The organism is Nissabacter sp. SGAir0207 (genome assembly GCF_005491205.1).
In the GTDB taxonomy this organism is placed as follows: domain Bacteria; phylum Pseudomonadota; class Gammaproteobacteria; order Enterobacterales; family Enterobacteriaceae; genus Chimaeribacter.
Genome location: NZ_CP028035.1, coordinates 1743661 through 1767826, shown reverse-complemented (window position 1 = coordinate 1767826; position 24166 = coordinate 1743661). Strand labels below are relative to the sequence as shown.

Here is a 24166-nt window from a genome sequence, read left to right as displayed (position 1 = left end):
GGTTGCACCGGCTGCCCGTGATGGCAAACCAAAGGAGCCACTATGAAACTGTATATCTATGAGCACTGCCCATTTTGCGTGAAGGCGCGCATGATCTTTGGCCTGAAAAATGTCCCGGTCGAGATTGACGTTCTGGCCAATGATGATGAGAAGACGCCGGTGGCGATGGTGGGCCAGAAGATGGTGCCGATCCTGCAAAAAGAGGATGGCAGCTTTATGCCGGAGAGCATGGATATTGTGCACTACATCGACCAGAAGTATGGCGCGCCGCTGATCACCGGTGCCACCAACCCGGCCATCGCCGCCTGGCTGCGCCAGGTGCAGGAGTACACCGGCCGCCTGCTGCTGCCGCGCTTCGCCCGCGCCAATTTTGAGGAGTTCGCGACGCCCGAGGCGCGCCAGTACTTCGTCAACAAGAAAGAGGCGACCCTTGGCAGCTTCAGCGATCACCTCCAGCACACGCCCGGCCTGACCAAGAAGATCACGCAGGATCTGCACGACCTCGACCCGCACATCAAGGAGCCGAACGCGGTGAATGGTGAACTGTCAGAGGATGACTTTAGCCTGTTCCCGCTGCTGCGCTCCCTGACCATCGTGAATGGCATTACCTTCCCGACGCGCGTTGCCGCCTACCGCGACAACATGGCAAAACAGACGCAGGTTAACCTGCTTAGCAGCGTCGCCCAGTAGTTGCCCCCGCCGCCGGCCCGGCCGGCGGTTCCCGCCCTGTCATCCCCCACGGAACTCCTGTACCATTTGGCCGTCCAAGATGGGCCCGGCGCTGCCGGTATGGATTGTTACGGTTGTGAGGAGATGATGAAAAAACGCATGTTAGGGGCCGCGGCCCTGCTTTTTGCCGGCCTGCTTGCCGGCTGTAACCAGATCACGCAGTACACGCTCAGCGAGCAGGATGTGAACCAGTACCTGCAAAAGCATGACCAGTTCGCCAAGCAGATCGGCGTGCCGGGGCTGGTGGAGGCCAACATTGTGCTGACCCAGTTGCAGAGCCAGATTGGCCGCGCCCAGCCGGATCACGTGACCCTGACTGGCCACGCCAATATCCGCATCAACTCGCTGCTAGGCGCGCAGCAGGCGGAGATGGATCTGACCCTCGACGCCCGCCCGGAGTTTAACAAGGAGCAAGGGGCCATCTACCTTAAGGATTTGCAGCTCACGGACTACAGCGTCCAGCCTGACAAGATGAAGGGCGTGATGCAGACCCTTAGCCCCTACCTCAACCAGTCGTTGAAGACCTACTTCGACCAGCGCCCGGCCTATGTGCTGAGCAGCGATCGCAGCAAGGGCGAGGCACTGGCGAAAAAACTGGCCAAAGGGCTGGAAGTCAAACCGGGTGAACTGGTGATCCCCTTCACCGAGTAAAAAAAACGCGCCCTGAGGCGCGTTTTTTATTGCGGCGGGCGTTACTCGTCGTCCGCGTCGTCCGCTTCGCCCTCTTCCGACTCCGCCAGCTCATCGCGCATCGCCTGCAGGGCCTCACGGCTCAGCAGCGCCAGCGTGCGGTAGAACGGCGTGGCGGCATGTGCCTCCACCTTGCCGAGGAAGCGGCCACACCACGGCAGCAGGTAGTCGTCAAACAGCGCGAGTTGCGCCTGCACCTCATCCTCCTGCGACTGATCCTCTAGCCAGGAAGCGGCCAGCAGCAGCGCACCAAAGTGGTCAGCCGGGGCGTCGCCCAGCGGCATCCCGCGCTGTTGCAGGAAGGCGCGCACGGTGCCTTCGGCAATCTCCGGCTCATAGTCATGGGCATAGGGCGACACCGCCGCCTCGTTGCCTGCAAACAGCGCCTGATAATCGGCCACCAGCGCGGGCAGATCGGCTGTGCCAGCTTGCAGGCGGGCCAGCAGCTCATCCTGCTCCAGCGGCCAGTGCTGCGCGAGCTTGCCCTCCCGGATCAGGGCAAACAGCGGTGCCACCAGCGGATCCTGCGGCGAGCGGTTGAACAGCGTACCCAGTACGCGGCAGACGATGGAGAACTCATTCATGGGGCAATCCCTTCAAGGCAGAAAATTTGGCGTGACGATGTCACAGTTCCGCCAGTTCTGCAATCGCCGGACGCCCACGGCGCTCGAGGAAATCCAGGAAGCGGCGCGGCGAGACGTTCAGGATGCGATCCAGCGGAAAATCGACCTCTCTTAAGATGCGTTCGCACTGCTCAAAGCCGCCCAGCGAGTAGGCGATGTGGGAGTCAGAGCCAAGCGACAGCCAGCCGCCGGCATCCCGCACCGCGGCGGCAATGGCGCGGCAATTCGGCTCACTCCCCTTGCGCGAATGGAGAAAGGAGGAGTTGTTCAGCTCCAGCGCCACCTCATAATGGGCCGCCGCCTCAGCGATCGCCGGAATATCGACCGGGTAATTGGGATTGCCGGGATGGCTGATGATGTGCACCTCGCCACCGGCCATCGCCGCGATCATCGCCTTGGTATGGGTCTCACGATCCTGCGGCGCGAACACCGGCTCATGGAAGCCCGCGATCACCACATCCACCGCTGTCAGCATCGGGCCGGTGCAGTCAATCTCGCCCTGCACGTTCTTGATGTTGGCCTCAATGCCGCGCAGGATGCCAACCCCCTCCACCAGACGCGGCCAGACTCTCATATTCATAAAATGCCAAGCGTGCGGCGCATCGGCCATGTCTGGCCCGTGGTCGGTGATGGCAAACAGTTGGATGCCCTTCTGCTTCGCCTCGGCGATATAGTCATGCAGGGTACTGTAGGCGTGGGTGCTGGCGACGGTATGCATATGTAAATCAACCGGGAACATCGGCATCTCCTTTCTCTGGGGGAAAGCCGCCTCGGCAGCGGCACGCCCCCATCATACACGGCGCAGATGACAATCAGTAACCGCGCGCCAAATCCACCAGTCCGCTCGGCTTTTCGCCCGCCTCGATCCGGCGGATATTGGCGGCGATCTGGTCCATCGCCTGCGACGGCAGGGTCACGGCGGCAATGTGCGGCGTGATGGTAATGCGCGGGTGTGACCAGAAGGGGTGCATAGGTGCCAGCGGCTCCTCAGCGAACACATCCAGCGTGGCGGCAGCAATCTGCCCCTGCTCCAGCGCCTTCAGCAGATCGCCCTCTTTTAAGTGCGCACCACGGGCGGCGTTGATCAGGTAAGCCTGCGGTGCCAGTTGCTGCATCAGCGAGAGGTTGAGGATGCCGACAGTCTCCGGCGTGTTGGGCAACAGGTTGATCAGCAAACGGGTCTCTTTCAAAAAGGCGGGCAGCTGGTCATTGCCGTGGAAGCTCTCCACCCCCTCAATCTGCTTGGCCGAACGGCTCCAGCAGCGCACCGGAAAACCAAACGCCGCCAGCTTGCTGGCCACCTGCTGGCCCAGCACCCCCGCCCCCAGGATGCCGATGGTGAAGCGTTGCAGGTCATGGGGTTTGAGTGGCTGCCACTGCTTCTGCTGCTGTTGCAGCTGGTACTCATCCATCCGGCGGAAGTAGCGCAGCACATAGGCGGTCACGTACTCCTGCATCTGCTGCACCATGCCGGTGTCCTCCAGCCGCACCAGCGGCACGCCGGCGGGCAGCGTGCCCGGCGTCTGGCGCTCCTGCGCCAGAATGGCATCCACGCCAGCACCGAGCGCGAAGATCCCCTTCAGGCCGCTGCGCTGGGCCAGCATCTCATGCGGCGGCAGCCAGACCAGCGCGTAGTCAGCCTCCGCCTCGTCGCCCGGCTGCCAGATGCGCACCTGCGCCTGCGGCAGGCGGTGCGCCAGTCCTTCAATCCATTTCTGGCCGTTAAAAGTCGGGTGGTAGAAAAGAATGTTCATCACGTGGGCCTCCTGGTGTTGTTCAAATTCCGTGGTCAGGCAATTAGCGTAGCGGACAAAAAAAGCCCCGCCAATCGGCAGGGCCTGAAGTTATGCGACGGCGCGCGTAATCAGTTTGCGCAGCAGCGGCACCAGCACCAGCAGCGCCACGCCGGTGGCGACCGCGCCCCAGCCCAGCATCATAAAGATGTGGCTGTAGCCGGGGTTGGTGGCGAGCGGCGTGCTGCCGCTGTTCTGCGGCATCAGACCGGAGATGTAGCCCGCCAGCACCGAGGCGACGCCCGTGACCATCATCCAGCTCCCCATCATGATGCCCTGATAGCGCGCCGGGGCCAGCTTGCCAATCATCGCGTAGCCGATGGGGGAGATCAGCAGTTCGCCCAAGCTTTGCAGGATATAGCTGATGACGATCCACTTGAAGGCCACCATGCCGTCCGCGCCGGCCAGCGCGATGCCCACCGGCAGCACCAGCATACCCAGCCCGATGCAAAACAGCGAGGCGGAGAACTGCACGGGGATGTCGATGCGCCAGCCGCGCTGGCGCAGGCGGCTGAAGAGCCAGGCCATCAGCGGGCCACCCACCACAATCACCATGGTATTGATGTTCTGCACCCACTGCGGCGCGACGCGCAGCCCCCATACCGCCAGATCGATGTTGTGCTCGGTAAACAGCATCAGCCCCATCGGCGCCAGCTGGTAGAGCATCCAGAACACCAGCGATCCCAGCGCCAGCAGCAGGTAGGCACCCATGCGGCGGCGCTCGCCTGCGTTGCGCTGGCGCAGGGTCAGCACACCGAGCGCCACAAAGATCAGGATGCCGAGCACCACCACAAAGTAGCCGCTGAAGCCCGCGTGGGTCAGCAGCACGCGCAGCAGCGGCACCAGCGCCAGCAGCACGGCCACGCCTACCAGCATCCGCAGGCGCAGTTGGCGGCGCGCGGCCCCCATCAGCGGGGTGTTGATGTCCTTCAGCACCGGCCAGCGTAACAGGGTAATGACAATCGCCAGCAGGTTGCCGCAGGTGGCAAACAGGAACAGTGCACGGTAGTTCTCGCTCAGCTGGAAGTAACCCGCCACCGCAAACCCGATAAAGAAGCCGAGGTTCATGCCAGCATAGTTCCAGAGGAAGGCCGATTCGCGGCGCTCATCCTCCGGGCGGAAACGCTGGGTCAGCATCATGTTCAGGCAGGTGACATTCAGCCCACTGCCGGTCAGGAACATCGCCAGCCCCCAGTAGAGGCCCTCCACCCCGGCGGTGGCGATCAACCAGCAGCCCACCACCTGCAGGGCCATGCCCATCACGAACAGGTTACGGTTGCTGAGGAACCGTCCGCCCAGATAGCCGCCGAACATATGCAGGCCGTAATTGAAGGCACCGAAGATGCCCATCATGGCGTTGGCGCTGCCCTCGCTAAAGCCGAGCTTTTTGGTGGCGTAGAGCACCAGCGTGGAGTAGAGCACGGCAAAGCCGAGGGTGGAGAAGATTTGGATGAAGAACAGCGCACCGGCGCCAGCGGGGATAGGGTGCCCGGCCTGCGGTGCGGGAGATGATTGGTTCATGAAGCCCCTGATTATCCTTAACTAAATAGCTTCCGTCGCGAGCCAAGGACGCCGCCCTGCCCGGCACGGAACGTGTTCTGACCTCTGTCAGGCTTACCTTATTTAGCGGCAGTCAGGCAGGGATTGCCAGCTTTTATTAGCCTGCTACTGATTGTTTAGTCATTATTTACTCATTCCAATAGCGTAATTATGCAAAAGCGCCCGGTTTTGTCTAAAAAAGGCGCGCAGGCGGCTTTTACTTGCCTCAACAGGGCCGTGTTGCACAGATTTAACACAGATAATGTGTTATAAAACAACGGATTGCTGAAATTTTAACTAAACGGTAAAAACCTTGAAAAAGAGGCTTGACCGATCGCACCGACCTCCCTATAGTAGCGCCCCGTTGAGACGCGAAAGCGAAGCGACGAAAAATATGGTGAGGTGTCCGAGTGGCTGAAGGAGCACGCCTGGAAAGTGTGTATACGTGAAAACGTATCGAGGGTTCGAATCCCTCCCTCACCGCCATATTCTAAGCAGAAGGCCCCGATGAAAATCGGGGCCTTCTGCTTTTATACGTTTACCACTTCTTCAGGTTTAACCCTTCCGGCAGCTTACGAAACCTTCCCCTCCCTCATGCCAAAGATAAAAGGCGTTTCCTCGCCAGCAGGTTCCGCCATGATTGGCCTGTTCTCTCTTTTTTTCGGGCCGAAACGCCCTGTTAGCGGGAAAAATCGGGTGAAAATGGCGAGTTTGCCAACAAAGCGCGCAGAGGTTAACCACTTGCAAATAAACAAAGAAAATATCCTTGACCGATCGCACCGACCTCCCTATAGTAGCGCCCCGTTGAGACGCGAAAGCGAAGCGACGAAAATATGGTGAGGTGTCCGAGTGGCTGAAGGAGCACGCCTGGAAAGTGTGTATACGTGAAAACGTATCGAGGGTTCGAACCCCTCCCTCACCGCCATATTCTAAGCAGAAGGCCCCGACGAAAGTCGGGGCCTTCTGCTTTTGCGCGCAAGAGTGGTGATCTCCTCTTAACGCGGCACATCGCCCAACTGGTCAAGCTGCATGATGCGGCTGCACATCACCTGGTTCTTGCCGCTGCGCTTGGCCTCGCCGAGCGCCTCCTCGGCCATCTCCACCGCCTTATGCACCACCATCCCCGGCAGGTAGACCGCCGCGCCAATCGACACCGTAACCCGGACGTCGCCCTGCCCCCCCAGCGGCAGCGGGCGGGCCGCCATCGCCTGCCGGATGCGTTCAGCGGTGGCGATGATGGGATCGGTGTTGTGGCACTCGGTAATGACAATAAAGGTGGTGCCGCTGTAGCGACCGGCAAAGTCCTCGCTCTCCACCGTCTGCCGCAGCACCTCGCCCAGCCAGGTCAGCACTCGGTCGCCCGCCAGACGGCCCCACCCCTCATTAATGCGGCTGAAGTCATCAATGTCCACCAATAGCACCCCGCCCGGCTTTTGCCAGGTATGCAGGGAGATCAGTTTGAAATCGACGCTGGTGCGGTTGTTCAGCCCGGTCAGGCTGTCCAGCGTGGCGTGATCACGCATCTCGAAATAGCGCGTCAGGTGGCGTTCGGCAAAATTAAGGGCATGGTAACTGGCCGCCAGCGAGGCCAACGCCGCCAGCGCGGTGACCAGCATGCCCGGCCAGCCCTGCGGCGGGGGCCGGAAAGCAGCCAGCACCAGCCAACCCAGCGCCAGTAGCGCCAGCGCGCCGTAGAACACCTGATGGGTTTTGTGCCGCCAGACCCGCCATCCCAACAGGGGAATCAGCACCACGGCATTCACCAGATCGTCGAGCGGCAGGTGCGTCGGCAGCAAGGCACTGACCAGATAGCTACTGATGCCGCTCAGCCAGCCGCCAAAGAAGGTCGCCAGAATAATCGGCACCACCCCAAAGTGTAACAGCGCCTGATTCTCCTCCGCTAACTGGCCTGACGCCATCACCCACAGCGAGAGGCCAGAGAAGAGGCCAAAGGCGATCCGTTTCCACGGCCTACTGTCCCACGAAAAGGCCGACTGGCGGCTCAGGATAAAATAGCTCAGGGAGAGCGTCGCGTAGATGACGCAAATATCCGCATAGAGCAGTGAATAGGATAGAACCAGCTGCATCATCGTTGCCTCTCCCTCTGCACTGGCGGCCCTCGCCGCGCAGCTTTTCCCGGTGTTTCTGGCCGGCTGGCCACCTCCACAGGCACGAGAACATGGCCCGTCACCCCCAAATATAATAATTTCTTATTCAAGCACGTTGAATCATAATTGACCAGCCAGTTCCTGCACTTGAATACCCGCCAGAGTTTGACGCACATCTATAATTGCCCGGCCCGACCGGCGTATCTTATGGCCCGTTTTTCCTCTACTGTCGGGTTGTTAATTAAATGAAAAAACATGGATGGCGCGCCCTCCTTCCGGGGAGCGCACTGGCTGACGCCTGTTGGCGCGATCCCTACTCCCTCTCGCGTCTGGCCAAAGATGGCGTGGCGGGCCTGACCGTGGGCATCATTGCCATTCCTCTGGCGATGGCGCTGGCGATTGCCAGCGGGGTGCCGCCGCAATACGGGCTGTATACCGCCGCCGTGGCCGGGCTGGTGATTGCACTGTGCGGCGGGTCGCGTTTCAGCGTCTCTGGGCCGACCGCGGCCTTCGTGGTGATCCTCTTCCCGGTGTCGCAGCAATTTGGTCTGGCCGGGCTGCTGGTGGCGACGCTGCTCTCCGGCGTGATTTTGGTGCTGATGGGCCTGCTGCGCATTGGCAAGTTGATTGAATATATCCCGCTGCCGGTCACGCTGGGTTTCACCGCCGGTATCGGCATCACCATTGCCACCATGCAGGTTAAGGATCTGCTGGGGCTGGAGGTGGCCGCGATGCCGGAGCACTTCACCGGGAAGGTGGCGGCGCTGGCTATGGCGCTGCCGACTGCCCATGCCGCCGATGCGCTGGTGGGCGTGGTCACGCTGGCGGTGCTGGTGATGTGGCCGCGACTGGGCATCCGGCTGCCGGGCCACCTGCCGGCGCTGCTGGCGGGCCTCGGCGTGATGCTGGCGCTGTCAGCGGCGGGTATGCCAGCCGCCACCATTGGCTCCCGCTTCAGCTATGTGCTGGCGGATGGGAGCCACGGCATCGGCATTCCGCCGATCCTGCCGCAGCTGGCACTGCCCTGGACGCTGGCGGGCGGCAGCCTCAGCTGGGAGATGGTCTCCGCGCTGCTGCCAGCGGCCTTCTCTATGGCGATGCTGGGGGCGATTGAGTCGCTGCTGTGCGCCGTGGTGCTGGATGGCATGACCGGCACCCGCCACCGCTCCAACCATGAGCTGATCGGTCAGGGGATAGGCAACATCATTGCTCCCTTCTTTGGCGGCATCACCGCCACCGCCGCCATCGCCCGGTCGGCGGCCAACGTGCGCGCCGGTGCCACCTCACCGGTGGCCGCCGTGATCCATGCGCTGGTGGTGTTGCTGGCCCTGCTGGCGCTGGCACCGCTGCTCTCCTGGCTACCAATGGCCGCAATGGCGGCGCTGCTGCTAATGGTGGCCTGGAACATGAGCGAGGCGCACAAGGTGATTGCCCTGCTGCGCCGCGCGCCGAAGGATGACATCATCGTGATGCTGCTCTGCATGAGCCTGACGGTGCTGTTTGATATGGTGCTGGCGATTGGTGTCGGCATCGTGCTCGCCTCGCTGCTGTTTATGCGCCGGGTGGCGCGCATGACGCAGCTGAGCGCGTTGCCGGTCAGTGATGAACGGGTACAGGCGTTTCGCATCAATGGCCCGCTGTTTTTCGCCGCGGCAGAGCGGATTTTTGCCGAGCTAAGCCAGCGCTCGCGGCAGGCGCAGACGCTGATCCTCCAGTGGGATGCGGTGGTGGTGCTGGATGCCGGTGGCTTGCAGGCGTTGCAGGGCTTTATTGCTGCCCTACCCGCAGGCTGTGAGTTACTGATTTGCGAGGTGCCCTACCAGCCGCTGAAAACGCTGGCACGCGGCCGGGTTGCACCGCAGCCGGGGCGGTTGAGGTTCCTGCCGACGCTGGCCGAGGCGCTGGAGGTGGCCCACGCCAGCCACCCACCGGCACAGGTGGCGGCCTGATTTCAGGCATAAAAAAGGCGATACTCCGTATCGCCTTTTTGTTGTGCCGGGGTGTGACTTAGTTGCTGGTATCCAGCGCCGGGAAGCTCTTCACCAGATCGTCGATGGCTTTCATCTGCATCAGGAACGGCTCCAGCTTGTCGAGCGGCAGCGCGGACGGGCCGTCACACTTAGCGTTGGCCGGATCCGGGTGCGCCTCAATGAACAGGCCCGCCAGACCTACCGCCATGCCAGCGCGCGCCAGCTCAGCCACCTGACCACGACGGCCGCTGGAGGCAGCGCCAAACGGGTCGCGGCACTGCAGGGCGTGGGTCACGTCGAAGATCACCGGGTGGCCGTTGGTTGCCTGAATCATCACGTTGATGCCCAGCATGTCCACCACCAGATTGTCATAGCCAAAGTTGCTGCCACGGTCGCACAGGATCACCTGATCGTTGCCACCCTCTTTGAACTTGTCGACGATGTTACCCATCTGCCCCGGGCTGACGAACTGTGGTTTCTTCACGTTGATGACCGCACCGGTCTTCGCCATCGCTTCCACCAGATCGGTCTGGCGCGCCAGGAAGGCTGGCAGCTGGATCACGTCCACCACGTCAGCCACCGGTTGCGCCTGCCAGGACTCATGCACGTCAGTGATGATTTTCACGCCAAAGGTCTGCTTCAGCTCCTGGAAGATCTTCATGCCCTCATCGAGGCCGGGGCCACGGTAGGAGTGGATGGAGGAGCGGTTGGCTTTATCAAAAGAGGCCTTGAAGACATACGGGATACCCAGCTTCTGCGTCACGGTCACGTAGTGTTCGCAGACGCGCATCGCCATGTCGCGGGATTCCAGCACGTTCATGCCGCCAAACAACACGAAAGGCAGATCGTTTGCGACCTGGGTATCACCAATACTAACCACTTTATGTTTCATGCTTTCGCCTTTATTAAAAATAGGAAACAGTCCATTAAACCAGCAGGCTCAGTGCAGCACGACCTGCTTGCTCTCAAGGGCGTCAATTTGAGTCTTCAGCACCTGGGATACCGGATCGTCAGGGCATTTCTCAACAAAATAGCGCAAATCCGCACGCGCGATATGCTCGCAATCGAGGTGGGCATAGATCAGTCCCCGGTCGCGGATCTCATAGGGATCGTCTGGCTCGAGGGTCAGAATCGCCTCGCTGGTTGCCAGCGCCAGCTCCATCTGCCGCTCTTCCATCAGTGACGCCTTCAGCGTCTCCAGCATCTTGCGCACCACCTGGCTGTTGGGGCTTTCGTCGATGTCCTCATCCTCAAGCTGCGCGCCCACGCCGAGGTTGCCCTTCAGCCACGCCTGCAGCGTGTGTTCGCTCAGGGTTTCGCCATTGAGCGGGTTGATGAGCCACATCTCCTCCTCCAGCCAGTCGGCACGCAGGATCAACTGCGTCGGGAAGATGACCGGCGAGAGCGGCAGGCCAATCGCTGCGGCGATGTAAAGGAACAGCGCGCCAAGGGAGACCGGCGTGCCCTCACGCGAGGCCAGCACCCGGTCCAGCCAGATGGCGTCTGACAGGCGATAGACGCCGCCCGCGCCGCCGAAGCCCCAGGTGTGGTAAAACAGCGTAATCAGCGCTTCCAGCCGCTGCTCATGATGGCCGCCCGATGGCACGGCGCGCTCTGCCTCAGCCACCAGCGCCTGCAACTGGCTCGACACCTCATCGCCAGAAAAGTCAGCGCGAATCGCCTCAAACACGCGGATCATGCCGGCACTCAGCGGCACGTCATCAAAAGCAAATTCAGCCAAACTACTCATTCATTATCCTAACAACAGCGGCATTTTGGTCACCGCCAGATTAACTACTGACGCCACGCAGAGCAGCGCCAGGATGAAATAGGCCCAGCGGGCCGGCAGGCCGCGTGGCTTCTTGGTCAGGGCACCAAAGCCCAAACCAATATAGATAATAACGCCGAATAACTTCTCCGTCAGCCATGCGCCTTGCGGGCTGAAAGGATAGAAGTGGGTGATGAACACCAGCGCCACGCCGCTGGCCAGCAACAGGGTGTCATTCACATGCGGCAGGATGCGCACCCAGCGCTGCTGCAACCGCGGCGAACGGCGGCAGAGCCAGTAAAACCGCACCACCAGCAGCGTGACGCTGAGGATCACGGTCAGGACATGGAGATCTTTTACCCATACATAGGTTGGCATGTTTCTTCCTTAACAGAGGGAGGGGGAGCCGTCAGCCGGCCCACTGCCCGAAGGTGACGCGGTCATTGCCGCCGTAGTCCTGCCGGGTGGCGACCTGGGTGAAGCCACGGTGTGAAAGCGCCTGACGCACGGCCTCGGCCTGTTGCCAGCCATGCTCGAGCAGCAGCCAGCCAGCGGGCAGCAGGAAGCCCGGTGCCTCGCTGATAATCTGGTGCAGATCCGCCATCCCTGCCTCATCCGCCACCAGCGCGGAGGCCGGCTCGAAACGCACGTCCCCCTCCGCCAGGTGCGGGTCAAGGGCATCGATATAGGGGGGATTGCTGGCAATCAGCGCAAAGCGCTCGCCAGCCAGCGGGCTGAACCAACTGCCCGTCAGGAAACGGGCATTGTGGATGTTGAGGGCGGCGGCGTTGCGTTGTGCCAGCGCCACCGCTTCCGGTTGGCGATCGACACCCGTCACCTGATCCTGGGGGCGCTCGCTCGCCAGCGCCAGCGCAATTGCCCCGGTGCCGGTGCCAAGATCCAGCACCCGGCTGGGCGAGGCCGGCAGGCGCGCCAGTGCCTCTTCCACCAGACACTCGGTGTCCGGGCGCGGAATCAGGGTGGCGGGCGAGACCGCCAGCGGCAGTGACCAGAATTCGCGCTCCCCCACCAGATAGGCGATAGGCTCGCCGCGCTCGCGCCGTGCCAGCAGCGTCTCAAGCTGCTCGGCTTGCGCGGCATCCAGCTCCGTCTCGCCAAAGGCGATCAAGTAGGTGCGCGCACGGCCAGTGACGTGGCCCAGCAGGATCTCCGCGTCGCGGCGCGGGCTGTCGCTTGCGGTAAGACGGGCGGCGGCGGCCGCCAGCCAGCTGCGGAAATCCATTACTCTTGCTCGGACAGCGCGGCCAGCTGATCCGCCTGATACTCCTGCACAATCGGCTGGATCAGCGTATCCAGCTTGCCTTCCATCACCTCATCCAGACGGTAGATGGTGAGGTTGATGCGGTGGTCAGTGACGCGCCCCTGCGGGAAGTTGTAGGTACGGTTGCGGTCAGAGCGATCGCCGCTGCCGAGCAGGTTGCGGCGGGTAGACGCCTCTTCCTGCTGGCGCTTCGCCATCTCCCCGGCACGGATACGCGCGCCCAGCACGGAGAGGGCCTTGGCCTTGTTCTTGTGCTGTGAACGCTCATCCTGGCACTCCACCACGATGCCGGTCGGCAAGTGGGTGATGCGGATCGCGGAGTCGGTGGTGTTGACGTGCTGGCCGCCCGCGCCGGAGGAGCGGAAGGTGTCAATTTTCAGGTCGCTTGGGTTGATGTCCGGCAGTTCAGCCTCCGGCACTTCTGGCATTACCGCCACGGTGCAGGCGGAGGTGTGGATGCGCCCTTGCGATTCGGTTTCCGGCACGCGCTGCACGCGGTGGCCGCCCGACTCAAACTTAAGCTGGCCATAGGCGCCCTCGCCGGAGATTTTGGCGATCACCTCTTTATAGCCGCCATGCTCGCCCTCGTTGGCGCTCATGATCTCCACCCGCCAGCGGCGGCCCTCGGCGTAACGGCTGTACATGCGGAACAGGTCGCCGGCAAAGATCGCCGCCTCGTCGCCGCCGGTGCCGGCGCGCACTTCCAGGAAGCAGTTACGCTCATCGTCCGGGTCTTTCGGCAGCAGCAGTACCTGTAACTGCTGCTCCAGCTCCTCCAGCGCCGCCCTGGCCTGCTTGATCTCATCCTGCGCCATGTCGCGCATCTCTGGATCCTCAAGCATCATCTCGGCGGTTTGCAGGTCATCCTGCACCTGACGCCAGTGCTGGAAGCAGCGGGTCACGTCGGTAAGCTGGGCATACTCACGCGACAGGGCGCGGAAGCGCTCCTGGTCAGCAATGACGCCGGCATCGCCGAGCATCGCCTGAACTTCTTCATGGCGCTCTTGCAACGCTTCCAGTTTGGCAACAATAGAGGGCTTCATGCGTGGTGTTTAACCTTGTTTCTGATAGGGAGAATCGATCTGCTTCGTATTGAAAATTATGGCTTTTCCAGCCCAAGCGTGTCACGCAAAATCTGCAGCCGCTCCACATCGCCGGTACGGGCCGCCTGTTGCAGGGATTTGGTCGGCGCATGGATCAGGCGGTTGGTCAGCTTGTGCGCCAACTCATGGATCACTGCCTGCACATCCGCGCCCTGCGCGATGGCGGCCAGCGCCCGCGCCTCCATCTCGTCACGCGCGCTCTCCGCTTGGGTGCGGTAGTCACGGATCATCTCCACCGCGCCTTGTGAGCGCAGCCAGGCCATGAAGTTGGTGCTCTCCTGGGCGACAATCGACTCCGCCTGCACCGCCGCCGCTTTACGCTGCGCCAGGTTGTTCTGGATGATGGAGTGCAGGTCGTCCACGCTGTAGAGGTAGGCATTGGAGAGTTTGCCCACTTCCGGCTCGATGTCACGCGGCACCGCGATGTCCACCAGCAGCATGGGCTGGTTGCGGCGCGATTTCAGGGCGCGCTCGACCATTCCCTTGCCGATGATCGGCAGCGGGCTGGCGGTGGAGCTGATGATGATGTCAGCATCCGCCAGACGGGCGTCAATCTCCGGCAGCGTGATCACCTCGGCGCCCACCTCATCCGCCAGCGTCTGAGCGCGTTCACGGGTGCGGTTGGCAATCATCATGTGCTTGACCCGGTGCTCGCGCAGGTGGCGCGCCACCAGTTCGATGGTCTCACCCGCCCCCACCAGCAGCACGTTCAGGTCAGCCAGCGACTCAAAGATCTGGCGCGCCAACGTACAGGCAGCGAAGGCCACAGAGACTGCACTGGCGCCAATGTCAGTTTCGGTACGCACTCGCTTGGCGACAGAGAAGGATTTTTGGAACAGGCGCTCCAGTTCGCCGGAGAGCGAATGGCCGCGCTGCGACTCGGCAAAGGCTTTCTTTACCTGCCCGAGGATCTGCGGCTCGCCCAGCACCAATGAATCCAGCCCGCTGGCGACGCGCATCAGGTGGCTGACGGCATCGTTGTCCTGATGCCAGTAGAGGCTTTTGCGCACCTCATCTTCGCTGAGATGGTGGTAGTCGCAGAGCCAGGCCACCAGCTGCTCCTGCAGGTTCTCCTTCTCCTCCACGCTGAGGTACAGCTCGGTGCGGTTACAGGTAGACAATACAACGCCACCCTGCACCAACGGTTGCTGGAGCAGGCTGTCCAACGCCTGATCGAGGGTATCCGGGGAGAAGGTCACCCGTTCACGCAACGACACTGGCGCGGTTTTATGGTTAATACCTAATGCAAGCAGGGTCATGGGAATGGCTTTGAATAATACTTGTCTTGATATGGGATTGGTCTGAGCGGCATTCTACTTGATGAGCGGGATCAATAAAAGTAAGACCGCATTATCAGTGCAATTGACGAAATCCTGTTCTCGCCGGGGATCAGTAACATAAGAAAATTGACGCTCCGGGGTTTCGCCGTTTAGCGTGGGCAGCTTATGTTAGAATTAACGTACCATTCGACAAGGACACGATAAATTATATGCCAATGCAACCGCGAACCCGCCTCCCCGCCCTGTTGCGCCTTCTGCCCCTCGCCAGCGTGCTGCTGGCGGCCTGTAGCACCACCCCGCGCGGCCCGGCCACCAGCCCCGACTCCCCGCAGTGGCAGCAGCACCAGCAGCAGGTTCAGCACCTGAGCGCTTACCAGACGCGCGGCGCCTTCGCCTACCTCTCCGACCGGCAGAAGGTCTACGCCAACTTCTTCTGGCAACAGTTCAGCCCGACCAGCTACCGTCTGCTGCTCACCAACCCGCTCGGCAGCACCGAGATGGAGCTGAAGGTGCAGAATGGCGTAGCGCAGCTGACCAACAGTGAGGGCAAGCAGTATGTCAGCGACAACCCGGAAGAGATGTTGCAGAAGCTGACTGGCATGGCCATTCCGCTCAACAGCCTGCGCCAGTGGATGCTCGGCCTGCCGGGCGATGCCAGCGACTTTACGCTGGATGACCGCTACCGCCTGAGCGCCCTGACCTACCAGCAAAATGGCCTGACCTGGAAAGTCACCTATGCCGACTATAATGATGAGGTGCAACCGTCACTGCCCAGCAACCTGACGCTGACGCAGGGCGAGCAGCGCATCAAGCTTAAGATGAACCGCTGGGTTGTCAGCCAATGACGCGTTACTGGCCCTCGCCGGCGAAACTGAACCTGTTCCTCTATATCACCGGTCGCCGGCCGGATGGCTACCACCTGCTGCAAACGCTGTTCCAGTTTTTGGAGTATGGCGACACCATTGGCGTTGCGCCGCGTGAGGATGGGCAGATTGTGCTCAGCACCCCCGTTGCGGGGGTGCCCGATGAGCAGAACCTGATGGTGCGCGCCGCCCGGCTGTTGCAGAGCCACTGTGTGGCGGCGGGCCTCCCGCTGCCGCCGGGCGCCACGCTCAGCGTGGAGAAGGTGCTGCCAATGGGCGGCGGGCTGGGCGGTGGCTCCTCCAATGCCGCGACGGTACTGGTGGCGCTCAACGAGCTGTGGCAGTGCGGCCTGAGCGATGAGGCGCTGGCGGCGCTGGGCGTCCAGCTGGGCGCGGATGTGCCGGTGTTCGTGCGCGGCCATGCCGCCTTTGCCGAGGGCATTGGCGAGCAGCTGCAACCGGCTGATCCCGCGGAGAAGTGGTACCTGGTAGCGCACCCTGGGGTGAGCATCCCGACGCCGGTGATCTTTGGCGACCCGGAACTGACGAGAAATACCCCAGTCCGGCCAATAGATGTGCTGCTCACCTCACCCTACGCAAATGATTGCGAACCGATTGCAAGAAAACGTTTTTGCGAGGTTGAACAGCTTCTTTCATGGCTGTTAGAATACGCGCCGTCACGCCTGACTGGCACCGGAGCATGTGTTTTTGCTGAATTTGACAGTGAATCCGCTGCCCGCCAGGTTTTGAGTCAGGCTCCTGAGTGGGTACGCGGTTTTGTGGCACGAGGCGTCAATATATCGCCGCTACACCGCGCCCGCGCCGGGAGTTGATGACCGCCGGCCTGCCCTGCACCGCCGGCGGATGACGTGATGGAATACCCGTATGTATATTGGGGCATGCCCGCGAACGTGCCTACAATATCTTCTCTGGACGCAAGCCTGAGGTTCTTCTCGTGCCTGATATGAAGCTTTTTGCTGGTAACGCCACCCCGGAACTAGCACAACGTATTGCCAACCGTTTGTACACCAGCCTTGGTGACGCTGCTGTAAGTCGTTTCAGCGACGGCGAAGTGAGCGTACAAATCAACGAAAACGTACGCGGTGGTGATATTTTCATCATCCAGTCCACCTGTGCCCCCACCAACGACAACCTGATGGAGTTGGTGGTGATGGTCGATGCGCTGCGCCGCGCCTCCGCAGGCCGCATCACCGCGGTAATCCCCTACTTCGGCTATGCCCGCCAGGATCGCCGCGTGCGCTCCGCGCGTGTGCCCATCACCGCGAAAGTGGTGGCGGACTTCCTCTCCAGCGTAGGGGTAGACCGTGTGCTGACTGTGGACCTGCATGCTGAACAGATTCAAGGCTTCTTCGATGTGCCGGTAGACAACGTCTTTGGCAGCCCGATCCTGCTGGAAGATATGTTGCAACAGAACCTGGAGAACCCGATTGTGGTCTCTCCAGACATCGGCGGTGTGGTGCGCGCCCGTGCCATTGCCAAGCTGCTGAACGACACCGACATGGCGATCATCGACAAGCGCCGTCCGCGCGCCAACGTCTCCCAGGTGATGCACATCATCGGTGACGTGGCTGGCCGTGACTGCGTGCTGGTGGATGACATGATCGACACCGGCGGCACCCTGTGCAAGGCGGCGGAAGCGCTGAAAGAGCGCGGTGCCAAGCGCGTGTTTGCTTACGCCACCCACCCGATCTTCTCTGGCAATGCCGTTGAGAACATCAAAAACTCCGTCATTGACGAAGTGGTAGTGTGCGACACCATCCCGCTCTCCCCAGAGATCCGCGCCCTGAGCAAAGTGCGCACCCTGACCCTCTCCGGTATGCTGGCGGAAGCCATTCGCCGTATCAGCAACGAAGAGTCTATCTCTGCGATGTTCGAGCATTAATTCGGGCGGCCCCTGGCCCTCGCGTTAACTCTGCTTGCAACAAAAAACCGCCGGTTATGCCGGCGGTTTTTTTATCGCTAACATCAGCGGGGATGATGGGTATGCGAGCGGGTACAGCGCTTATCGAAATGTTTAACCCACCAGTAGCGATCGCAAACCTGTTCACGGCCACCGATCCTTGCCCCAGCCAGCCAGAGCAACGCCCCCACGAAGATACTGACCACCGCGCCGTGGGCGAAAAACTGCGGCAGATTGAGTTGTGGCAACTGGTTGAGCATTGAGTAGCCAACCCCGCCCACCATGGTGATTAACCCGATGCCCATCAGGACGTTACCTAGCCGGGTTGCGTTTCTGCGTCTCATATGTCACCTCCTTGAGGTCACCTGATTAATGATGGCCGCTAACAGGCTCAAGTATAGGAAGCGCTTATGGTGGCGTTTGCGGTTACGATCACAGAGTGGTGCGAATTTTGACAAATCTTTACGGAATTGGCGGCGTTTTGCTTAGCATTTTTAATAGTTTACAGAGTTCACTATTCGAAATGCATGGGGTTTGGCACCCCGTGCGGCGGCTTTTGTCATTAGGTTCATCCACGGGTAAACTAACCGGCTTCATTCTTAGTTAAGCGAATTCCCGTGAGCAGCATAAAACTCATCGTTGGCCTGGCAAACCCAGGCGCTGAATATGCCCAGACCCGCCACAATGCCGGTGCCTGGTTCGTCGATCTGCTGGCGCGCCAGCACAATGTCTCCTTGAAAGAGGAGAGCAAGTTTTTCGGCCACACGGGCCGGCTGAATCTGGCGGGGCAGGATGTGCGCTTGCTGGTGCCGAGCACCTTTATGAACCTGAGCGGCAAGGCCGTGGCCGCGATGGCGACCTTCTACCGTCTCAACCCGGACGAGATTTTGGTCGCGCACGATGAGCTGGATATTCCGCCCGGCGTCGCGAAGATCAAGCTGGGTGGCGGCAACGGCGGCCATAATGGGCTGAAGGACATCCAGAGCAAATTGGGCAACAACCCGAACTTCTACCGCCTGCGCATCGGCATCGGCCATCCGGGTGACAAGAATAAGGTGGTGGGCTTTGTGCTTGGCAAGCCGCCCACCAGCGAACAGCAGCTGATTGACAGCGCGATTGATGAGTCGTTGCGCTGTACCGAACTGTTGATGAAAGAGGGTCTGGAGGTGGCGATGCGCCGCCTGCACAGCTTCAAGGCATGACGTTCAGGCGGCGGGCCTGCTGCCCGCCGCCCTTCCCCATCAGGTGCGGCGAATGTCGCCCGTCCCCGCTTTCCCCTCATCCGGCTGGTAATCCTCTTCCGCCACAAAATAGTGCGGATCGTCCAGCTCATGGCTACAGAACGGGCCAGCTTTCGCCAGCAACCGTACGCAATCCGGGCTGAGGTGGCGCAGGCGGATGCGCTTGCCGGCGTCCAGGTAGCGGCCGGTCAGCTTATCAATCGCCTCCACGCCGCTGGAGTCCATCACCCGCGTTGCCGCGAAGTCAATTACCACCTCCTCTGGATCCTGGGCCGGGTCGAACAGCTCCGCAAAAGAGGCGGTAGAGCCAAAGAACAATGGCCCCTCCAACTGGTAAATCGCCACGTCGCCCTGTTGTTGGCGGCGGCGCACCGTGATGCGCGCGTGCTGCCAGGCGAAGACCAGCGCGGAGATGATCACCCCACTGATCACCGCCACCGCCAGATCGGTGAAAATGGTAATCAACGTGACGATCACCATCACCAGCGCATCGGCTTTTGGCATCCGGCGCAGGCGGCGCAGTGAACTCCACTCAAAGGTGTTGTAGCAGACCACCAGCATGATGCCAGCCAGCGCCGCCACCGGCAGCAGGCCAATATAGTGCGACAGGCTGACCACGAACAGAATCAGCAGCAGCGCCCCCACGGTGCCGGAGAGACGCCCGCGCCCGCCAGAAGTGAAGTTGATGATGGACTGGCCAATCATGGCGCAGCCGGCGAAGCAGCCAAACAGCCCACACAGGGTATTGCCCGCCCCCTGCGCGATGCTTTCACGGTTGCCGTTGCCCTTCTTGTCGCCCATCTCATCCAGCACTGTCATGGTCAGCAGCGACTCAATCAGGCCCACCAGCGCGATGACCACCGCATAGGGCAGCACGATGCGCAGCGTCTCCAATGTCAGCGGCACGGTCGGCAGACTGAAGCTCGGCAGCGTACCGGTGATGTCCGCCATGTCGCCGACCCGCAGGGTGTGCAGGTTAAAGCCGATGGCCACTGCCGACACAATGATCAGCGCCGCCAGCGACGACGGGATGACGCGGGTCACCTTCGGGAACAGGCAGACCACCAGAATCGCCAGCAGCACCAGCCCATACATCAGCGGCCCCTGTCCGGCAATCATATGCAGCTGCGCCAGCATGATCACAATCGCCAGCCCATTGACGAAGCCGTGGATCGCTGGCAGCGGCACCAGCCGGATGAACTTGCCGAGGCGGAACGCGCCGATGGCAATCTGGATCAGGCCGGCGAAAATGGTCGCCCACAGCACGTAGGCCATACCATGTTCGCTGGCCAGGCTCATTAGCACCACCACGATCGATCCGGCCGCGCCGGAGACCATGCCGGGCTTGCCGCCAAACAGGGCGGTCACCAGACCGATGATAAAGGCCGTGTGCAGGCCAACGATGGGTGACAGTCCCGCCACCAGCGAGAAGCCGACCGCTTCCGGGACCATAGAGACCGCAACGACGCAGCCCGCCAGGACATCATTTTTGACGTCAGCGAGCCTGGCGTTCTTCATTCCAGACATGAGAATTTCCACATTTTATAGGATGTACCACAGCTCCCCAGTTCAGGGGATACAGAATCCATCGCAGGCGCGATGAGGTGCAGCGAGCGCTGCCAGGGCGGGATCACAACTCAGGGTGGAGTAGGCAGAAAGTGCATCCGGCGCGTTTCCAGTTAGTTAATCAGAAGTAGCAGTATCGGTAATGGAGGCGTGAAAGGCAAGCCCGGCCACCGGGCGGCAGATGCGGATCGAGATAACGGCGCTTTCCGTGTATAATAACGTGATAGTGTGCAATTCGATTGTGCGGACATTGTTAACCGCATGATATTTAAGCGATTAAGGTGATATAAACATGGGATTCAAATGCGGTATCGTCGGCCTGCCGAACGTGGGTAAATCTACGCTGTTCAACGCCCTGACCAAAGCGGGCATTGAGGCGGCGAACTTTCCGTTCTGCACCATAGAACCCAACACCGGCGTGGTGCCGATGCCCGATCCGCGTCTGGATAAACTGGCGGAGATTATCAAGCCGCAGCGCGTGGTACCGACCACCATGGAGTTCGTGGACATCGCCGGTCTGGTGAAGGGTGCCTCCAAGGGCGAGGGTCTGGGCAACCAGTTCCTGACCAACATCCGTGAGACCGAGGCCATCGGCCACGTGGTGCGCTGCTTTGAGAACGACAATATCATCCACGTGGCGGGCAAAGTGAACCCGGCGGAAGATATCGACGTGATCAACACCGAGCTGGCGCTCTCTGACCTCGAGACCTGCGAACGCGCCATCCAGCGTGTGCAGAAGAAAGCCAAAGGCGGTGACAAAGACGCGAAAGCGGAACTGGCCGCACTGGAGAAGTGCCTGCCGCAGCTGGAGAACGCTGGCATGTTGCGCGCGCTGGATCTGAGCGCAGAAGACAAGGCAGCCATCCGCTACCTGAGCTTCCTGACGCTGAAACCGACCATGTACATCGCCAACGTCAACGAAGATGGTTTCGAGAACAACCCGTATCTGGATCAGGTGCGTGAGATCGCGGCCAACGAAGGTTCCGTGGTAGTGGCAGTCTGCGCGGCCGTCGAGTCTGACATCGCCGAGCTGGAAGATGAAGACCGCGCCGAGTTCATGGCCGAGCTGGGTCTGGAAGAGCCGGGCCTGAACCGCGTGATCCGCGCCGGTTACGAGCTGCTGAGCCTGCAAACCTACTTCACCGCTGGCGTGAAAGAAGTGCGCGCCTGGACTATCCCGGTAGGCGCTACCGCCCCGCAGGCCGCAGGCAAGATCCACACCGACTTTGAGAAAGGCTTCATCCGCGCCCAGACCATCGCCTATGACGACTTCATCACCTACAAGGGTGAGCAAGGCGCCAAAGAAGCCGGCAAGATGCGCTCTGAAGGTAAAGAGTACATCGTCAAAGATGGCGACGTGATGAACTTCCTGTTCAACGTCTAATTCCACGCACGTCCTGCCGTGCCTGTGAACCCAAAAATCCACGCTATTGCGTGGATTTTTTTATGCCTGAACGGTGCGGTTCAGGCGAGGTCTGCGGCCATGCGGCGCAGGGCTGGGTGGGCGTGCTGGTAGAATTTTTTTAGGCCGGGGCAGAGATAGTTCAGGCCCGGCTCTCCGTCGGGGGTCTGGATAAAGCGGTTGCGTGGGCACTCGCCCCAGCACAGGGAAAGATGGACGCATTGGCGGCAATAGGCCGTTAGCGCGGCGCTTTTGTCGCGGCCAAACTGCGACTGGCGCGCTGAGGAGGCCAGCGTGGCGATCGGCGTCTGCTGGATGTTGCCCAGCCGGTACTCGGGGTAAACATAGTGATCACAGGCGTAAACCGAGCCATCTTGCTCCAGCGCCAGCGCTTTGCCACACTCGCGTGAGTGGGTGCAGATCTGGGCTGGCAGCCCCATCATCTGTGCCACGGCGGTCTCAAACAGGTTCACGAACACGAAACCTAAATCTTTGCCGTACCACTCGTCGAAAACGCGGCACAAAAAGTCGCCCCACTGGCTTGCCTTGACTGACCAGTCCGTGACCACCGCGGCCGGGTCGCCGGGGAAGGTGGCGGCCGAGCCGACGCGCGGCATCTGGTCGGCACGCCAGCTCTGCGGGGCCGTGCGGCAAAAGTCCTTGGGTTCCACGCAGGGGATCAGCTGAATCATCAATGGCCGCACCTCATCACGCAGGAAGCGGTAAACCTCCAGCGGATGGTGCGCGTTCAGCCGGTTGACCACCGTCAGCGTGTTAAACGCCACATTATGCTTTTTCAGCATCTCCACGCCGCGCATCACCATGCCAAATGTCGGTTGCTGCTGGCGCGTCAGGCGAAAGGCGTCGTGCAGCTTCTCCGGGCCGTCGATGCTCAGCCCGACCAAAAAGTCATGCGCCTTCAGCCAGCGGCACCACCTCTCATTCAGCAAGGTGCCGTTGGTTTGCAGGGTGTTCACAATGCGCTGGCCAGCGGGTTGGAAGCGCTGTTGCAGGGTGATGATCTGCTCGAAATAGGCCAGACCCGCCAGCGTCGGCTCGCCGCCCTGCCATGAAAAGACGATCTCCCTGCCACTTTGTGACGCGATATACTGCTTAACCCACTCGGCAAGCAGCGCCGGCGGCATCGGCTGGCTGCGTTGCTGCTGCAACAGGCTCTCTTTGTGCAGGTAGTAGCAGTAGCGGCAATCCAGATTGCAGCTGGCACCGACCGGCTTCACCATGGTGTAGAACTGGCTTTTTAGGGGGGCAGCGGGTTGCGCGCCCGGTAGTAGGATGCTGTTTGCCATAGGCTCCCTGCTGTTGAAATGAGGAATTAAAACTGGCCCGCGAGGCTCAGTTCGAAGGCGTTACCATCAGGCCGGTTTTTGACGGCAAACTCATTGATCCAGCGCAGTGACAGCGACAATGGCAGGTTCCCCTCCTTGCCCTCCCACGTAACGATCGGCCCGACTCCCCAGGACTGGGAGCGATAGCCTCCCAGAACAGTGGCCAGCCCGCCGCGGTCATCGCTTACCTGTTTAATCCAGCCGCCCGCCAGCCCGATGCCCAGTCCGTTGTTGAAACGTTTGATGGCGAGGGCATCCAGCGTGGAGAGGGTGCCGCTCTGGTAGTGCGTGTCCGGGTTGGTAGTGTTGAACTGCATCCCCCAAGAGAGGGTGTACTCCATGCCCCAGTCCGGGTCGAGGTGGGTATAGCTAAGGGTCGGGATGAAAGTCCAGTAGTTCAGCCCGGCGCTGGAGAGCCGGTCGGGGCTATAGCTGCCGGTTGGGGCATAGATCTGCACATACATGGCCAGATGGTTGGCCTCGTTGAAGTGGTAACCCACCAGCAGTGGGATCAGCAGCGTATCGGCAATCTCCGTCGAGTGGTCACTGCGCTCCCCGGCCAGCGTTGTACCGCTGACGGAGGCGCTGACCTCCGCATACTGAAAGGGTTGCGCCAGTGAGGAGGCAAAGCTCCATGCCCCCACCGAACCCCAGACATAGGTGAGGCTCAGCGTCGTGTAGAGCACGCTTAGCTGCGTGCCACCCTCGAGCGTATGGCCGCGCGGGACGGCGCTGTTGCGGCTGGCGCCATCATAGTAGTAGGCGTTCAGCCCGGCATAGATGCCCGGCTCCACCGGCACCACGCCAGCCAACGGGTCAATCTGCTCGCCGGTCAGCGGCCGGCCCATGCCGCCCTCCACGGCGTTTGCCACAGGGAGATAGAGCGCCAGACTGATGCTGGCGGCCAGAAAGGTGCGGTAGAGATCTCTCATCATCATCATC

The 24166-nt window shown here is 61.2% G+C and carries 24 protein-coding genes and 2 tRNA genes; 11 read left to right on the top strand and 15 right to left on the bottom strand.

Features of this window, described 5'->3' with window-relative positions; genetic code table 11:
- Positions 1-42 precede the first annotated feature (42 nt).
- Together grxB and C1N62_RS07590 are read left to right on the top strand one after the other, a co-directional pair.
- Complete coding sequence (gene grxB, locus C1N62_RS07595; RefSeq protein ID WP_137763050.1) at positions 43-690, top strand: glutaredoxin 2; 648 nt, start codon at positions 43-45, stop codon at positions 688-690.
- Positions 691-816: 126 nt separating this feature from the next.
- The gene (locus tag C1N62_RS07590; protein ID WP_137764949.1) at positions 817-1380 is read left to right on the top strand and encodes a lipoprotein; all 564 of its coding nucleotides are present in this window, start codon (positions 817-819) and stop codon (positions 1378-1380) included.
- A gap of 41 nt (positions 1381-1421) precedes the next feature.
- Here C1N62_RS07590 and C1N62_RS07585 read toward each other — a convergent pair whose 3' ends face one another.
- The 4 genes from C1N62_RS07585 to C1N62_RS07570 all read right to left on the bottom strand — a co-directional run bounded on the left by C1N62_RS07585 (position 1422) and on the right by C1N62_RS07570 (position 5356).
- On the bottom strand, positions 1422-2003 hold the full coding sequence (locus C1N62_RS07585) for a molecular chaperone (RefSeq protein WP_137763049.1): 582 nt from the start codon (positions 2001-2003) through the stop codon (positions 1422-1424).
- Between the two features lie 40 nt (positions 2004-2043).
- On the bottom strand, positions 2044-2781 hold the full coding sequence (locus tag C1N62_RS07580) for a phosphatase (protein ID WP_137763048.1): 738 nt from the start codon (positions 2779-2781) through the stop codon (positions 2044-2046).
- Positions 2782-2854: 73 nt separating this feature from the next.
- Positions 2855-3796, bottom strand: coding sequence for a glyoxylate/hydroxypyruvate reductase GhrA (gene ghrA / locus C1N62_RS07575; RefSeq protein WP_137764948.1), 942 nt, complete (start codon positions 3794-3796; stop codon positions 2855-2857).
- Positions 3797-3886: 90 nt separating this feature from the next.
- A complete protein-coding gene (locus tag C1N62_RS07570; protein WP_137763047.1) occupies positions 3887-5356 on the bottom strand; it encodes a peptide MFS transporter in 1470 nt (489 codons plus the stop codon).
- A 414-nt stretch (positions 5357-5770) separates the two neighbouring features.
- Between C1N62_RS07570 and C1N62_RS07565 the strand changes: the two genes are divergently transcribed.
- The 3 genes from C1N62_RS07565 to C1N62_RS07555 all read left to right on the top strand — a co-directional run bounded on the left by C1N62_RS07565 (position 5771) and on the right by C1N62_RS07555 (position 6299).
- Positions 5771-5860, top strand: a tRNA-Ser gene (locus C1N62_RS07565).
- A 21-nt stretch (positions 5861-5881) separates the two neighbouring features.
- Positions 5882-6214 carry a hypothetical protein gene (locus tag C1N62_RS07560; protein ID WP_137763046.1) on the top strand — a complete coding sequence of 111 codons (333 nt, stop codon included), beginning with the start codon at positions 5882-5884 and terminating at the stop codon, positions 6212-6214.
- A tRNA-Ser gene (locus C1N62_RS07555) sits at positions 6210-6299 on the top strand. The genes C1N62_RS07560 and C1N62_RS07555 overlap by 5 nt, the downstream gene beginning before the upstream one ends.
- A 70-nt stretch (positions 6300-6369) precedes the next feature.
- Here C1N62_RS07555 and C1N62_RS23155 read toward each other — a convergent pair.
- Complete coding sequence (locus C1N62_RS23155) at positions 6370-7464, bottom strand: GGDEF domain-containing protein (RefSeq protein WP_168195832.1); 1095 nt, start codon at positions 7462-7464, stop codon at positions 6370-6372.
- Between the two features lie 263 nt (positions 7465-7727).
- Between C1N62_RS23155 and dauA the strand changes: the two genes are divergently transcribed.
- Entirely contained in the window at positions 7728-9431 is a 1704-nt protein-coding gene (gene dauA / locus C1N62_RS07540; RefSeq protein WP_137763044.1) for a C4-dicarboxylic acid transporter DauA, read from the top strand.
- Positions 9432-9489: 58 nt separating this feature from the next.
- On the opposite strand, the gene kdsA is transcribed toward dauA, so the two are convergent.
- The 6 genes from kdsA to hemA are packed head-to-tail and all read right to left on the bottom strand — an operon-like array spanning position 9490 to position 14864.
- Positions 9490-10344, bottom strand: coding sequence for a 3-deoxy-8-phosphooctulonate synthase (gene kdsA / locus C1N62_RS07535; protein ID WP_137763043.1), 855 nt, complete (start codon positions 10342-10344; stop codon positions 9490-9492).
- Between the two features lie 48 nt (positions 10345-10392).
- Positions 10393-11202, bottom strand: coding sequence for an invasion regulator SirB1 (gene sirB1 / locus C1N62_RS07530; RefSeq protein WP_137763042.1), 810 nt, complete (start codon positions 11200-11202; stop codon positions 10393-10395).
- A 3-nt stretch (positions 11203-11205) separates the two neighbouring features.
- Positions 11206-11598, bottom strand: a complete 393-nt coding sequence (locus C1N62_RS07525; protein WP_137763041.1) for a SirB2 family protein — start codon at positions 11596-11598, stop codon at positions 11206-11208.
- 31 nt (positions 11599-11629) lie between these two features.
- Complete coding sequence (gene prmC / locus C1N62_RS07520; protein WP_137763040.1) at positions 11630-12463, bottom strand: peptide chain release factor N(5)-glutamine methyltransferase; 834 nt, start codon at positions 12461-12463, stop codon at positions 11630-11632.
- Complete coding sequence (gene prfA, locus C1N62_RS07515) at positions 12463-13545, bottom strand: peptide chain release factor 1 (protein WP_137763039.1); 1083 nt, start codon at positions 13543-13545, stop codon at positions 12463-12465. The genes prmC and prfA overlap by 1 nt, the downstream gene beginning before the upstream one ends.
- A 56-nt stretch (positions 13546-13601) precedes the next feature.
- Complete coding sequence (gene hemA, locus C1N62_RS07510; protein ID WP_137763038.1) at positions 13602-14864, bottom strand: glutamyl-tRNA reductase; 1263 nt, start codon at positions 14862-14864, stop codon at positions 13602-13604.
- A gap of 230 nt (positions 14865-15094) precedes the next feature.
- On the opposite strand from hemA, the gene lolB reads away from it, so the two are divergent.
- The 3 genes from lolB to prs all read left to right on the top strand — a co-directional run bounded on the left by lolB (position 15095) and on the right by prs (position 17651).
- Positions 15095-15730, top strand: a complete 636-nt coding sequence (gene lolB / locus C1N62_RS07505; RefSeq protein ID WP_137763037.1) for a lipoprotein insertase outer membrane protein LolB — start codon at positions 15095-15097, stop codon at positions 15728-15730.
- On the top strand, positions 15727-16581 hold the full coding sequence (ispE, locus tag C1N62_RS07500; RefSeq protein ID WP_137763036.1) for a 4-(cytidine 5'-diphospho)-2-C-methyl-D-erythritol kinase: 855 nt from the start codon (positions 15727-15729) through the stop codon (positions 16579-16581). The genes lolB and ispE overlap by 4 nt, the downstream gene beginning before the upstream one ends.
- A 122-nt stretch (positions 16582-16703) precedes the next feature.
- Entirely contained in the window at positions 16704-17651 is a 948-nt protein-coding gene (gene prs / locus C1N62_RS07495; RefSeq protein ID WP_137763035.1) for a ribose-phosphate diphosphokinase, read from the top strand.
- 83 nt (positions 17652-17734) lie between these two features.
- Here the strand turns inward: prs and ychH are convergent, their stop codons facing one another.
- The gene (ychH, locus tag C1N62_RS07490) at positions 17735-18013 is read right to left on the bottom strand and encodes a stress-induced protein YchH (protein ID WP_137763034.1); all 279 of its coding nucleotides are present in this window, start codon (positions 18011-18013) and stop codon (positions 17735-17737) included.
- A 273-nt stretch (positions 18014-18286) separates the two neighbouring features.
- Here ychH and pth point away from each other — a divergent pair, with 273 nt between their 5' ends.
- Entirely contained in the window at positions 18287-18871 is a 585-nt protein-coding gene (pth, locus tag C1N62_RS07485) for an aminoacyl-tRNA hydrolase (RefSeq protein WP_137763033.1), read from the top strand.
- Between the two features lie 39 nt (positions 18872-18910).
- On the opposite strand, the gene C1N62_RS07480 is transcribed toward pth, so the two are convergent.
- Entirely contained in the window at positions 18911-20437 is a 1527-nt protein-coding gene (locus tag C1N62_RS07480; protein ID WP_137763032.1) for a SulP family inorganic anion transporter, read from the bottom strand.
- A 331-nt stretch (positions 20438-20768) separates the two neighbouring features.
- On the opposite strand from C1N62_RS07480, the gene ychF reads away from it, so the two are divergent.
- Complete coding sequence (gene ychF / locus C1N62_RS07475; protein ID WP_137763031.1) at positions 20769-21860, top strand: redox-regulated ATPase YchF; 1092 nt, start codon at positions 20769-20771, stop codon at positions 21858-21860.
- A gap of 80 nt (positions 21861-21940) precedes the next feature.
- Here ychF and C1N62_RS07470 read toward each other — a convergent pair whose 3' ends face one another.
- Positions 21941-23185, bottom strand: coding sequence for an anaerobic sulfatase maturase (locus C1N62_RS07470; RefSeq protein WP_137763030.1), 1245 nt, complete (start codon positions 23183-23185; stop codon positions 21941-21943).
- 26 nt (positions 23186-23211) lie between these two features.
- On the bottom strand, positions 23212-24159 hold the full coding sequence (locus C1N62_RS07465; protein WP_206057769.1) for a transporter: 948 nt from the start codon (positions 24157-24159) through the stop codon (positions 23212-23214).
- Positions 24160-24166 lie beyond the last annotated feature (7 nt).